General features: G+C 42.0%; 12 protein-coding genes and 6 tRNA genes. 3 read left to right on the forward strand and 15 right to left on the reverse strand.

Features of this window, described 5'->3' with window-relative positions; all coding sequences use genetic code 11:
* The first annotated feature begins 63 nt into the window (after positions 1-63).
* On the forward strand, positions 64-660 hold the full coding sequence (locus tag DWY31_RS03635; RefSeq protein WP_021860742.1) for a TIGR04100 family radical SAM protein: 597 nt from the start codon (positions 64-66) through the stop codon (positions 658-660).
* A gap of 9 nt (positions 661-669) precedes the next feature.
* Here DWY31_RS03635 and DWY31_RS03640 read toward each other — a convergent pair whose 3' ends face one another.
* Positions 670-1542: a helix-turn-helix transcriptional regulator gene (locus DWY31_RS03640; protein ID WP_118287959.1), complete on the reverse strand. Its 873-nt coding sequence runs from the start codon at positions 1540-1542 to the stop codon at positions 670-672.
* Positions 1543-1676: 134 nt separating this feature from the next.
* On the opposite strand from DWY31_RS03640, the gene DWY31_RS03645 reads away from it, so the two are divergent.
* Positions 1677-2846 carry a galactokinase gene (locus DWY31_RS03645; RefSeq protein ID WP_021860740.1) on the forward strand — a complete coding sequence of 390 codons (1170 nt, stop codon included), beginning with the start codon at positions 1677-1679 and terminating at the stop codon, positions 2844-2846.
* A gap of 11 nt (positions 2847-2857) precedes the next feature.
* Positions 2858-4351, forward strand: coding sequence for a UDP-glucose--hexose-1-phosphate uridylyltransferase (galT, locus tag DWY31_RS03650; RefSeq protein WP_117536913.1), 1494 nt, complete (start codon positions 2858-2860; stop codon positions 4349-4351).
* Between the two features lie 277 nt (positions 4352-4628).
* On the opposite strand, the gene DWY31_RS03655 is transcribed toward galT, so the two are convergent.
* From DWY31_RS03655 to DWY31_RS03720, 14 genes are all read right to left on the reverse strand, one after another.
* The gene (locus DWY31_RS03655) at positions 4629-5210 is read right to left on the reverse strand and encodes a xanthine phosphoribosyltransferase (RefSeq protein ID WP_021860738.1); all 582 of its coding nucleotides are present in this window, start codon (positions 5208-5210) and stop codon (positions 4629-4631) included.
* Positions 5211-5328: 118 nt separating this feature from the next.
* On the reverse strand, positions 5329-6453 hold the full coding sequence (locus DWY31_RS03660) for a MerR family transcriptional regulator (protein ID WP_118519554.1): 1125 nt from the start codon (positions 6451-6453) through the stop codon (positions 5329-5331).
* 80 nt (positions 6454-6533) lie between these two features.
* Entirely contained in the window at positions 6534-7892 is a 1359-nt protein-coding gene (locus tag DWY31_RS03665; RefSeq protein ID WP_118519555.1) for an MATE family efflux transporter, read from the reverse strand.
* Between the two features lie 264 nt (positions 7893-8156).
* Positions 8157-8984: a permease prefix domain 1-containing protein gene (locus DWY31_RS03670; protein WP_118519556.1), complete on the reverse strand. Its 828-nt coding sequence runs from the start codon at positions 8982-8984 to the stop codon at positions 8157-8159.
* 38 nt (positions 8985-9022) lie between these two features.
* Positions 9023-9352, reverse strand: a complete 330-nt coding sequence (locus DWY31_RS03675; protein ID WP_021860734.1) for a PadR family transcriptional regulator — start codon at positions 9350-9352, stop codon at positions 9023-9025.
* Positions 9353-9607: 255 nt separating this feature from the next.
* Positions 9608-10138, reverse strand: a complete 531-nt coding sequence (locus DWY31_RS03680) for a nitroreductase family protein (RefSeq protein WP_021860733.1) — start codon at positions 10136-10138, stop codon at positions 9608-9610.
* 125 nt (positions 10139-10263) lie between these two features.
* Positions 10264-10350 (reverse strand) — tRNA-Leu (locus DWY31_RS03685).
* Between the two features lie 112 nt (positions 10351-10462).
* Positions 10463-10535: transfer RNA gene (locus DWY31_RS03690), tRNA-Val, on the reverse strand.
* 42 nt (positions 10536-10577) lie between these two features.
* A tRNA-Asp gene (locus DWY31_RS03695) sits at positions 10578-10651 on the reverse strand.
* Positions 10652-10654: 3 nt separating this feature from the next.
* Positions 10655-10728 (reverse strand) — tRNA-Ile (locus DWY31_RS03700).
* A gap of 27 nt (positions 10729-10755) precedes the next feature.
* A tRNA-Thr gene (locus DWY31_RS03705) sits at positions 10756-10828 on the reverse strand.
* 22 nt (positions 10829-10850) lie between these two features.
* Positions 10851-10922 (reverse strand) — tRNA-Glu (locus DWY31_RS03710).
* Positions 10923-11088: 166 nt separating this feature from the next.
* A complete protein-coding gene (locus tag DWY31_RS03715) occupies positions 11089-11673 on the reverse strand; it encodes a TetR/AcrR family transcriptional regulator (RefSeq protein ID WP_118287960.1) in 585 nt (194 codons plus the stop codon).
* A gap of 57 nt (positions 11674-11730) precedes the next feature.
* A complete protein-coding gene (locus DWY31_RS03720) occupies positions 11731-12000 on the reverse strand; it encodes an acylphosphatase (protein ID WP_021861187.1) in 270 nt (89 codons plus the stop codon).
* Positions 12001-12085 lie beyond the last annotated feature (85 nt).

The raw sequence follows: 12085 nt of genomic DNA on the forward strand, positions 1-12085 counted from the left end.
TTATCTGCTTGAGCTGCCGCAGACAGCTTTCTAATGAAATACTTTAAGATAGGAGAACAAAAAATGGCTGACATTTTATACACATACAAAAATCAGGTATACGCAAACATTACAAATCAATGCAACTGCAGATGCACCTTCTGCATCCGAAGTCACGAAGACGGTGTCGGTGATGCCGAGACACTCTGGCACAAAAAAGATCCGACACTGGAAGAGATTAAAGCTGCCATGGATGCTTTTGATTTTACCGGTTATGATGAGCTTGTTTACTGCGGTTATGGAGAACCGACCTGTGCGCTCGACATCCTTCTGGCATCCGCAAAGTATGCCAAAGAAAAATACGGTGTAAAAATCCGCATTAATACAAACGGACTTGGCAATCTTCAGCACGGACGAGATATTGTTCCGGAACTTGCCCCGGTTGTCGATGCACTTTCCATCAGTCTGAATGCACCGGATGCCGAAAAATACAATGCTGTCACAAGACCTCGTTTCGAAGGAGCTTTTGAAGCTATGCTTTCCTTTGCACAGGAAGCCCATAAAGTGATCCCGTCGGTAAGATTATCCATTGTAGATGTTCTCCCGGAAGATCAGATTGAAGCCTGTAAGAAGCTGACCGCTGACCTTGGTGTGCCGCTGAAAATCCGTAAATTTGCTTAAATCTTGTTATTACTTCTGTATAGACTTCGGCGTACAGTGCATGTACCGCTTGAAAATCTGGCCAAAATACGCCGGGCTGGCAAATCCAACCAGTCCGGCTGTCTCTGCAACGCTCTTTCCTTTTTTCAGAAGTGGAATACTTTTCTGTATCCGAAGAGACATCAGATATTCCAGAATGGTCATATCCATATGTTTCTTAAAAAATCTACAACATTCACTTTTACAAATATTCACATGTGCTGCTATATCATCCAGATTGATGTCACGGCTGTAATTCTGTTCCATGTAAGAAAGCATTTCCCTGAGACGTTCCAGATGCACTGCGCTCTCCGCTTTTGCATGCGGTCTTTTTCTATATTCCCGGTACAGATAATCCCAGATTCTAAGGACTTCCTGCTGGATCTGCATCTCATAATCTTCCGGCTGTTCATCCATAAGTTTCTGGATCTTAACCATCCGCCGCAAAATGTCCTGATGCCACTCTATATCTTTTTCCAGCTTAAGCGCTGCAAAACTGCTGTCATCAACCAACGGCTCCACATATTTACTGTGAAAAACACTCCCTTCATATCCGTAAACCAGACGCGGATGAAAAGTAATGGATAAATATGTACAGTCCTTCCGGTCACGCCGGTATCCGGCATGCAGCGTCCGGCTGTTTCCAAACATGCCTTCGCCCTCTTCCAGATTATATGTCTTTTCATTAATGTGGTATTCCATCTCTCCGGATACGATCTTCGTAATCTCGATCTCCGGGTGCCAGTGCCACAAAAATGCACCCTGCTCATAGGACTCAATATGCTCCACAGCTACATTTAACGGGAAACTGTAACTGCCATGTTCCTTGATTTCTTTCTGATTCTCTTCAATATTAATCTGCATTTTCCACTTCCTCAATATTCTTATAGTATTGTCTATTATTCTTATTGCGAGTGTTTATTTATCTCATTATTATTATCATAGTTCAACAAAGCATTTATCGCAACTATAAAATAAAAAAGAATGGAGAATAAAAAATGACAGAGAAATTAATGGAAACTTTTCAGAATCTTTTCGGTGCCGACGGAGATATCCGCACGTATTTCGCGCCTGGACGCGTAAACTTGATCGGAGAGCATACAGATTATAATGGCGGACACGTATTTCCATGTGCATTAACACTTGGAACTTATGCGGTAGCAAGAAAAAGAGACGACCGTGTTCTCCGCTTCTATTCTGAAAACTTCGCTTCCCTTGGTGTGATTGAGACAAGTCTTGATGACCTTGTACCAGATGAAAAAGCAGACTGGACAAACTATCCAAAGGGAGTGATGTGGACATTCGAGAAACGCGGCTACAAACTTCCGCAGGGAATGGACATTGCTATTTACGGTGATATTCCAAACGGTTCCGGACTGTCCTCTTCTGCTTCCCTGGAAGTACTGACAGGTATTGTGTTAAAAGATATGTTTGGATTTGATGAGATTACGATGCCGGAGATTGCACAGATCGGACAGTATTCTGAAAATAACTTCAATGGTTGCAACTGTGGAATCATGGATCAGTTTGCAAGTGCCATGGGTAAAAAAGACAATGCGATTTTCCTTGACACAAATACTCTGGAATACGAATATGCACCGGTTGTACTCCCAGATGCAAAAATCGTTATCACAAACAGTAAAGTAAAACACAGTCTTGTAGATTCTGCATACAATGACCGCAGAAGTGAATGTGAAACTGCTCTGGAAGAACTGAAATCCGAAATGCCGATTGTTACTCTCGGCGATCTTACGGAAGCAGAGTTCGAAGCACACAAAGATACAATCAAAGATCCTGTAAGACAGCTCCGTGCAAAACATGCTGTATACGAAAACCAGCGAACCATCCGTGCAGTCGCTGCATTGAAAGCAAACAATATTGAAGAATTTGGTAAATTGATGAACGAATCCCACATTTCTCTAAAAAATGATTACGAAGTATCCTGCGAAGAAATCGATATTCTCGTAGACCTTGCATGGGAAATCCCGGGCGTTATCGGTTCCCGTATCACAGGAGGCGGATTCGGCGGATGTACTGTCAGCATTGTAAAAAATGATGCGGTTGATACATTTATCGAAAAAGTTGGTAACGGATATAAAGAGCAGACCGGAAACACTGCTGAGTTCTATGTTGTAGAAGTTGGCGATGGCGCACACCGTCTGAGCTAGGAGGGATTCAGATGTTATATGAAAATATCAGACATTTAGTAGACTATGGAATCAGAACCGGACTGACACCGGAATGTGAACGGATCTATACAACAAATCTTCTGTTAGATCTTTTTCACGAAGATAACTACGAAGAGCCGGAAGCTGTGGCTTATGGCTCTCCGGATCTTGAAACAATCCTTGCAAACCTTTTAAATATTGCCGTAGAGCGTGGAATCATTGAAGACAACGTTGTTTACCGCGATCTCTTCGACACAAAGCTTATGAACTGTCTGCTTCCAAGACCCGCACAGGTACAGGCAGCTTTCTGGGAAAAATATGCTATTTCCCCAGAAAAAGCAACGGACTATTATTATAAATTCAGTCAGGACAGTGATTACATCCGCCGCTACCGCGTAGCAAAAGACCTGAAGTGGAAAGTCGATTCTCCATACGGTGAAATTGATATTACAATCAATTTATCCAAACCGGAGAAAGATCCAAAAGCAATCGCTGCCGCAAGAAATGCTGCCGCAAGCAGCTACCCGAAATGTCAGCTTTGCATGGAAAATGAAGGTTACGCCGGAAGAGTCAATCATCCGGCGAGAGAAAACCACCGTATTATTCCGATCACGATCAACCAGAGTAACTGGGGATTCCAGTATTCCCCATATGTATACTATAATGAGCACTGCATCGTCTTTAATGGTGAACATGTGCCAATGAAGATCGACCGTGCTGCATTTACCAAATTATTTGATTTTATCAAATTATTTCCACATTATTTCCTTGGTTCCAATGCCGATCTTCCGATTGTCGGTGGCTCTATCTTAAGCCACGATCATTTTCAGGGCGGACACTATACATTCGCCATGGCGAAAGCAAAAATCGAACTTCCGGTAACGATTCCGGGATATGAAGATGTGGAAGCCGGTATTGTAAAATGGCCATTATCCGTACTTCGCATCCGCAGCAAAGACACATCACGCCTGATCGATCTTGCGGAACATGTATTAAACTGCTGGAGATCTTATACGGATGAAGATGCATTTATTTATGCTGAAACAAACGGTGAACCGCACAACACAATTACACCGATTGCCAGAAAAAACGGTGATACTTATGAGCTGGATCTGACACTTCGCAACAACATTACGACCGACGAACATCCGTTAGGTGTTTATCACCCGCATGCACAGTATCATCATATTAAGAAGGAAAATATCGGACTGATCGAAGTTATGGGACTTGCCGTACTTCCATCCCGTCTGAAAGAAGAACTGGAACTTCTTGCCGATTACATTGTAAATGGCAAAGATATCCGTTCAAACAAAAAAATCGAAAAGCATGCAGACTGGGTAGAAGAATTTCTTCCGACTTACGACAATATTACAAAAGAAAATGTTATGGAAATCCTTCAGAAAGAGGTTGGCAACGTCTTCACACACGTACTGGAAGATGCCGGTGTATATAAATGCACCGAACAGGGACGTGCTGATTTCCTGAAATTTATTCACACGCTGTAAGAAAAAATGCCTTCCCTGACCATTATAAAATCCTTTAGGTTAGGATAAGATTTTCTTAAGAAATTTTATAAACATTTCCAGTTTTTGTCATATTGCCGTCACAATTTGCTTATATACTAACAGTATCAACTAAAGAGGACGTCGGATGTATAGCCTGGGGAGTAGCTCTTATGTCTGCCGGACCTCGCCTAGACAATTACTGAATAACAGTTTATATAGATTTTTCATTTTACCCTCTCAAAAAGACCGGTGCACCACCTGATGCACCGGTCTTTCTTTACTGCTCTCTGAAATAAACTTCTCCTGTCTCAGTGTTCATATTGTCAACGATCGCCAGCGACTCTAACTGGAATCCCAGATTACGAATGACTCTTCCACCTGCCTGGAATCCCTTCTCAATTACAATTCCGATGCCTTCTACGGTTGCACCGGCAGACTGCACAATCTGGATCAATCCCTGAAGTGCACATCCGTTTGCAAGGAAATCATCAATTAATAACACATGGTCATCTTCGCTTAAAAATTTCTTCGCAACAATAACCTGGTTCTTGCATTTGTGCGTAAAAGATTCTACTTCTGCTACATACATCTCACCTTCCAGATTGATGCTCTTCGTCTTCTTCGCAAATACAACCGGTGCGTTAAAATACTGTGCTACAATACAGGCAATTCCGATACCGGAAGCTTCTATTGTAAGAATCTTATTAATATTCTTGCCTTCAAAACGTCTCTTAAATTCCTTACCGATCTCATTAAACAGTTCAATATCCATCTGATGATTTAGGAAACTGTCTACTTTCAGTACATTTCCATCTTTTACAATCCCATCTTTTACAATCCGTTCTTCCAAAAAGTTCATCGTAAAATCTCCTTTGTTTTTGATACTATTTATTTATAGTATCACACACAGATTCTGATTACAATTCCCTGGAATAACCAAAACTCTGTTTTTTTCGAAAATCAATGTTGTTCTCACTCTATCTTCTCCAGTTACGCCAGCTGTTGTATCCAGCTGCACTCATAATCGTAGCAAATACATTAACCATCTGCCCCGCTGTATACACGCCATGATAACGGTTGTATGCTTTCCAGTCACTGTTGGCATGCTGCCATACACCAAGAACTGTTACTACATACACCAGCGCTCCGGCTGCAAGTATAAGCGAACCCTGCATTCCCAGAAGTCCTCTGTAAGAAACATAAAATCCACCTGTCAGCACACCCACACCGATGATTCCAATAAGCAGTGTAACGGCAAGTGACTGTAATACCATTTTCCAGACTTTAGAGCCAAGCCAGAGTAAGATACCTAAAAGCAATGTCAGAACATAAAGCCCGATAATATAATGGTATTCCATCTTCATATACGCAGTATGTGATTTCTGCGAATCATGTATCAGTTCCATTACAAATCCCATCACCGCAGTAAGTGCGACTGGCTGTGCAATCGCCCCAGCAAACAGTATACCCATATGTACTTTTATATCGGAGGACATCGCAGATATGATCAGAAACGCAACTTCCACTCCAATTGCTGCAACTCCAATATACATATACTCCTTTATCCAGGTAACATTCATAAAATACACGGTCAGCATACTGATCAGCATACCTGCACTGAACAACAAGCCAATTGTATTATTGAGCTCATTTCTCGTAAGTTTTGTCTGCACAAGGTCTTCTGTCATTAATTTTCTGAGCCGCTCCTGCCACTCTTCTTTTGACTCCTTGATTTCTAACTGGTCAATCTCATTCAGATTCCAGTTCGCGCGAATCGCTTTCTGACAGATTGCCCTTGTCTCCTGAAGTAATCGCTCCTCTTCCCTAATCTCTTTCAAACGTCTTTCCATTGCTTTTTGCAATGATAATTCTTCCGCATAGATCTTCTGGATCTCCGGAATGGAAATTCCAAGCAGTCTTAATTTTTTTACTTCCTGTAAACGTTTTATCTCTACCTCTGTATAGATACGATAATTATTCTGTTCATTTCGTTTTGGGCACACCAGCCCTTCTTCTTCATAAAACCGGATATTTGCTTTCGTAAGTCCGGTAACTTTCTCAACTTCTTTGATATTCATATTATAACCTCTTTTCTCTCGCATCCTACTTCCTTCTTTCCTGATAATATATGATGATCATCTCTTTTGATGGCTCAACAATACACTATCAAGTCACTTGAAGGTCAAGCAATCTGCGACATTTTCTTCTTTTTTCTCCAAAAATAGTATGGTATCAGGCAAATAATCGTTGTCCCCCACGCAAGCGGGTAACTGATCAGTAAAGTCTCCACATTATGATGGAGCTGCGTCATGATCATCGTCCAAGGCAATCTCACAAAGAATAATCCTGCAAACGTAAAGATCGTCGGCCACAACACATCACCTAAGCCCCTCAGTCCGCCGGTCAGATTCTCAAGCAGTACGCTTAGCAAGTAGCTTGGCACAAGGAATCTGAGCATATAAACTCCGATATCTATGACTGCCTGATCGGTCGTAAACAGGTGATACAGCGGTTCGCAGAAAACATACAGTACAACCAGCACAACTCCGTTAAATAAATAGGAAATTCCAAGATTGACACGAATGCTCTTGTATACACGATCCATCTTACCGGCTCCGTAATTCTGACCAACGAAAGTTGTAACCGCAACACCAAGCGCACTGTTGACCGTCCAGAAGATCATATCCAGCTTTCCATAAGCCGCCCAGCCCGCTGCTGTGTCTGTCCCAAATCCATTTACCACTGCCTGGATGATGACATTTGTCACACCGTAAGCACATGCCTGCAGTGCTCCCGGAATCCCGATTTTTAATTCTTTTGCAAGTACAGACATGTTCATACGAATTTCACGGAGCTTCAGTTTCATCACATCATACGCATGCATCAGCGAGTAGGTAACCAACGCCGCACTGATGCACTGCGAAATCACCGTCGCCAGCGCAGCTCCTGCAATGCCCATATGTAAGAATACAACCATCACAATATCCAGAATGATATTCATCACACTGCATACGATCAGATACAGAAGAGGTCTTCTGGAATCCCCCGCTGCACGCATGATCGCTGCTCCCATATTATACACAAGGGTAAAAATAATTCCCAAAAAATATACCCGCAGATAAATGGTCGAATCTGCCATCATATCTTCCGGTGTGTTCATCCATTTCAAAAAATACGGTGTTCCGATCACTCCAACTACTGTAACCGCAATACTGGTCATAATGGAAAATGCATATGCAGTATGTAATCCCACGTGCAGTCTTTTCTCATCCCTTGATCCATAATACTGAGCAATAATGACCGCTGCACCATTGGCAAGGCCGTTAAAAAAGGTAATAACGATATTCGCAATAACTGCTGCCGGTCCACCCACACTGGCAAGCGCTGCCTTGCCGACAAATCTTCCGACTATGATCGTATCCACAGTTGTGTAAAACTGCTGTACCAGTGTGCCGAGCATGATCGGGAAGAAAAAGATCAATAACTGTTTCCAAATCACACCCTCTGTAATTTCATTTTTCTTAAAAGTTCTCTCTGACATTCCAAACAATCCCCTTTTTGTTCGTCACTTACCATTCTTTTGTTTATTATAATTATTTCATTGATGAATCTGCCACTGGCAGCTTCATCCAAATTCTATAGCGGCAAAAAGACCAATATGCAAATGCATACTGATCTTTTCGCTTTTCACTTGATTCTATTTTATCATGTAACACTAAGAAAACAAACTCATTTTACAAATTGCATCTTGGTTTTTATTCTTTTCGCCATTCATCACAATCTGTATCATTCGCACTTGTACGCTTTATATTGCTATCACTACCGGCTTGAATCCTTCCATACTTACGACCATGATCGGTGCACCTGACGGGATTACAGCCCCTTCTTCAGATGCTCTCGCGCGGACTTTCATATTGCTACCGCAGATCGTACCTTTGCCGTTCCAGGTAATTTCTGTATCAGCAAATCCAATCTCCCACAGATATTTTTGCTCTCTGCGGTTACGAATCAGATTCATCACTGTCCGGATAATGATATTCAACACTGTTGCTGCAAACACGCCGATCATTCCTTTTACAAATCCTCTGACCGGAATTGCTGCTGAACAGATCAGACCTGCCAATGCCATTACGGTTCCGCTGTTCGTCAGATAACTTCCTTTCCAGTTCCTTCCATACGCATAGAACAGTTCCTTTCCGGAATATTTCTCCCAGATACTTAAAATAATTCCGTAACACAGGATTGCTGTTCCGACTACCAGGTGTACCTGCAACGGGATCTTATCCATCTGCTGATACTCATTCAAAAATCCCACGATTCCATACTTCCCTGCTGTTACAAGTCTGCTGATAACTTCAAATACCGGTACTAAAAATGCAAAGAACATCATCCACCAGAACATACTGAAATCAAGCACTCTCGCATGGATCTGATTGAGTTCATTGCCGGCTTCTTCCGGATTGCCCATCTGTCTTACTGCTTCCTCCTCGGCTTCTGCTTTACTCATGCCATTTTTCATAAGCGCCTCCCGACAGTCTTCCAGATGTGCCTTATATTCATCCAAAATCTCTCCTCTTACAGAACCGTTAGAAATACATTTTCCAAGACGTTTTAAATATTCATATTCTTTCATAATCTCGCACCCCCTGTTCGTATCTTCATACACATCTTCTACACTTCTGCCTGCAGCAGATTCTGTACTGCGGATGCGTAGCGGTTCCACTCTTCTGTCATCTTTGCAAGATATTTCTTCCCGCTCGGTGTGATCTGATAATACTTTCGAAGCTTTCCATTCGCTTCCTGGGAGTAGCACTTGAGATACCCTGACTGCACCATTCCGTGAAGCAGCGGGTAAAGTGTACCAACCTTCAGTTCAAATACATTGTCTGAACGCTTCGCCAGTGTGTCGATCATCTCATAGCCGTACATATCTTTCTCTGAAATCAATTTCAAGATCAGCATTGCTGTATTACCGGATACCTGATTCTTACTAAGTGTCATACAAATCTCTCCTCTCTTAACTTTTTCTTCACCCTTTATATCGTCCAATATATTATATCGATTATCGATAGTGAAGAGTAAAAAAATATTCAGGAACTTTCCTTTTATTTGCTTTAATTATATATCGACTATCAATATATGTCAAGTTCCCAAATATATTTTTCTCAAATAATTTTTTCGCTCTCAATAATCGTTTCCAATATCTCCACGTCACCTGTTATTTTGAATATCACATTATTACCTTTTGTCTGTATATTAATTTTCATATTTTTCATAATGCACTTTATTTTCCGGAATCTCATCCAGCGAATGTCCTTCCGGATGAACAGCCGGGATTCCCAATGATAAAACAGCTTCCAGATGCATTTTCTCCGGATATCCTAATATATCCCGCAGATACTCTTCCGTAGACTGTCCGTCCGATGTTTCCCGTAAACGTCCCTGGATCCAGCAGCTTCCAAGCCCGAGGCTGTCTGCCATCAGGTGCATATTAGACATCACAATTGAACAGTCCTCCGTCCATACATCCGATTTTTCCGCATTGGCTATCACTACAACTGCGGCAGACGCATTTGCCAGCATTTTTGCCGAACCAACACGACATTCGGACATTTTCTGCAATGTGTCTTTATTTTGCACTACGATCAGTTCCCATGGCCTGATCGAACGGCTGGATGGCGATAATAATCCTGCATTTATTACCAGTTGCAGTTGCTCTCCTGTAACCGCTTCTTTTGTATACTGTCTGATGCTCCGTCTTTTTTTCAACATATCTATAAATTCCATTCGCATTTCCTCCTGAATTTCAAATCTCTATGCCTATTATACTCTCCTGGCACTATATATTAAATAATAAAAAAAAATTCAGAGAACCACTCTAAAAAAGTGATTCTCTGAACTTGTTCCACTAATGCCGCAGACCGGAATCGAACCGGTACGGGAGTATAAGTCCCGCAGGATTTTAAGTCCTGTGCGTCTGCCAGTTCCGCCACTGCGGCATACAAGGTGAATCGCGCCGATTCCGAAGGAATCGTGTGCATCGATGCGAAGCATCGCGTCACATTTCGTGATTCTAATACTTGCGAATCGTGACAAACTATTATCACGAAATGGGACCAATAGGGCTCGAACCTATGACCCTCTGCTTGTAAGGCAGATGCTCTCCCAGCTGAGCTATGATCCCATATCAAATTGTTATCGCTTACTCACATATGTGATAAGCAAGCGACCCAGAAGAGACTCGAACTCTCGACCTCCGCCGTGACAGGGCGGCGCTCTAACCAACTGAGCCACTGGGCCATATGGACCTTCGGGGACTCGAACCCAGGACCGATCGGTTATGAGCCGATTGCTCTAACCAACTGAGCTAAAGGTCCAAATCATTAAGTCCCTGTTAGGAACTAAGCCGATGATCGGACTCGAACCGATAACCTGCTGATTACAAATCAGCTGCTCTGCCAATTGAGCCACATCGGCATCTTCCCAATTACTTGGGTAATGACTCCAACGGGAATCGAACCCGTGTTACCGCCGTGAAAGGGCGATGTCTTAACCGCTTGACCATGGAGCCAAAAGATACATTATCGTGTCGATCGCTTAACATGTTACTCACGCGACCGAGTTATATATTAACATATCATTTTTATTTTGACAAGGGTTTTTTGAAATTTTTTTATTTTATTTTTCCAGAATAATTTCTTCTCCCTTTTGCTGTATAGCTATCTGCCAAAATCTGCTTATGCCTTAAAGTGTTCCAGCATAATCGGCATACATTCTTTGCTGTATTCACCCAGCGAGTATACTCCTTTGTTCAGACACCAGTCGGATACAAGTGCACGCTCACACATCGCATAATACTGGGTAATCTCACTTATCGGCATGTCACTGCGGATCTGTCCTTTCTTCTGCCCTTCATCCACAATCTTCGTTACCAGTTTATAATAACTTCGGTTCTGATCCAGCAAATGTCTTTCTCCCTGAGCCACAAGCTGTGTCGAATACAAAGATGCCAGCAGATCAATGCTGATCTTCTCTTCAATCATAGAATGTGCTTCATAATTTATATATAACAATTTATAAAAACTGTTCATATTGGCATCCATCTTTACTTCCAGTTCTTCATAGAAATCATCCAGGATCATAGACAATGTGTTCAACAGCTCATCCTTTGTATTAAAATAATAGTAAAAAGAACCTTTTGATGTTCCAGATAATTCAATAATATCGTCTACTGTCGTTCCATTGTATCCCTTTTCGTAAAACAACTGCCACGCAGCCGTTACAATTCTGTTTTTTATGCTCTCTTTTTTTATCTTTTCCATCTTAAACACTCCAACTTATATCTTTTAATGTTCTTTTTCTATTCCGAACTGCATCCATCACCGTACATAAAAACAACTCTCCGGTTCCACCGGTATATTTTCCGTGTCGATCCATTCAATCTCTATGAAGCTATTGCGGTTCAGTCCTTCCTGGAGCTTATGGATCATCGGCTCTCTGCCCTGAATCTCCATTACAACCGTACCATCAAATTCATTTTCTACCCAGCCGGTCAGTCCAAGTGACTGTGCCAGATATTTGGCGGTATAACGGAAACCTACTCCTTGTACTCTTCCATGAAATACAATCCTTTGGCGAATCTCAGCCATATTATCTGCCTTTCTTTTAAAATGCCATACGAATTATTCCGTACTTCCACAATTCTGTCCGACGTTGGCATATTATGGTTTCATG

This window comes from Dorea sp. AF24-7LB (assembly GCF_003478575.1).
In the GTDB taxonomy this organism is placed as follows: domain Bacteria; phylum Bacillota; class Clostridia; order Lachnospirales; family Lachnospiraceae; genus Dorea_D; species Dorea_D hominis.

Excerpts from the sequence above, each read along its gene's own strand:
- DWY31_RS03635 (WP_021860742.1), top strand. The coding sequence starts at position 64 with ATGGCTGACATTTTATACACATACAAAAATCAGGTATACGCAAACATT.
- DWY31_RS03640 (WP_118287959.1), bottom strand. The coding sequence starts at position 1,542 with ATGCAGATTAATATTGAAGAGAATCAGAAAGAAATCAAGGAACATGGC.
- DWY31_RS03645 (WP_021860740.1), top strand. The coding sequence starts at position 1,677 with ATGACAGAGAAATTAATGGAAACTTTTCAGAATCTTTTCGGTGCCGAC.
- galT (WP_117536913.1), top strand. The coding sequence starts at position 2,858 with ATGTTATATGAAAATATCAGACATTTAGTAGACTATGGAATCAGAACC.
- DWY31_RS03655 (WP_021860738.1), bottom strand. The coding sequence starts at position 5,210 with ATGAACTTTTTGGAAGAACGGATTGTAAAAGATGGGATTGTAAAAGAT.
- DWY31_RS03660 (WP_118519554.1), bottom strand. The coding sequence starts at position 6,453 with ATGCGAGAGAAAAGAGGTTATAATATGAATATCAAAGAAGTTGAGAAA.
- DWY31_RS03665 (WP_118519555.1), bottom strand. The coding sequence starts at position 7,892 with ATGTCAGAGAGAACTTTTAAGAAAAATGAAATTACAGAGGGTGTGATT.
- DWY31_RS03670 (WP_118519556.1), bottom strand. The coding sequence starts at position 8,984 with ATGAAAGAATATGAATATTTAAAACGTCTTGGAAAATGTATTTCTAAC.
- DWY31_RS03675 (WP_021860734.1), bottom strand. The coding sequence starts at position 9,352 with ATGACACTTAGTAAGAATCAGGTATCCGGTAATACAGCAATGCTGATC.
- DWY31_RS03680 (WP_021860733.1), bottom strand. The coding sequence starts at position 10,138 with ATGGAATTTATAGATATGTTGAAAAAAAGACGGAGCATCAGACAGTAT.
- DWY31_RS03715 (WP_118287960.1), bottom strand. The coding sequence starts at position 11,673 with ATGGAAAAGATAAAAAAAGAGAGCATAAAAAACAGAATTGTAACGGCT.
- DWY31_RS03720 (WP_021861187.1), bottom strand. The coding sequence starts at position 12,000 with ATGGCTGAGATTCGCCAAAGGATTGTATTTCATGGAAGAGTACAAGGA.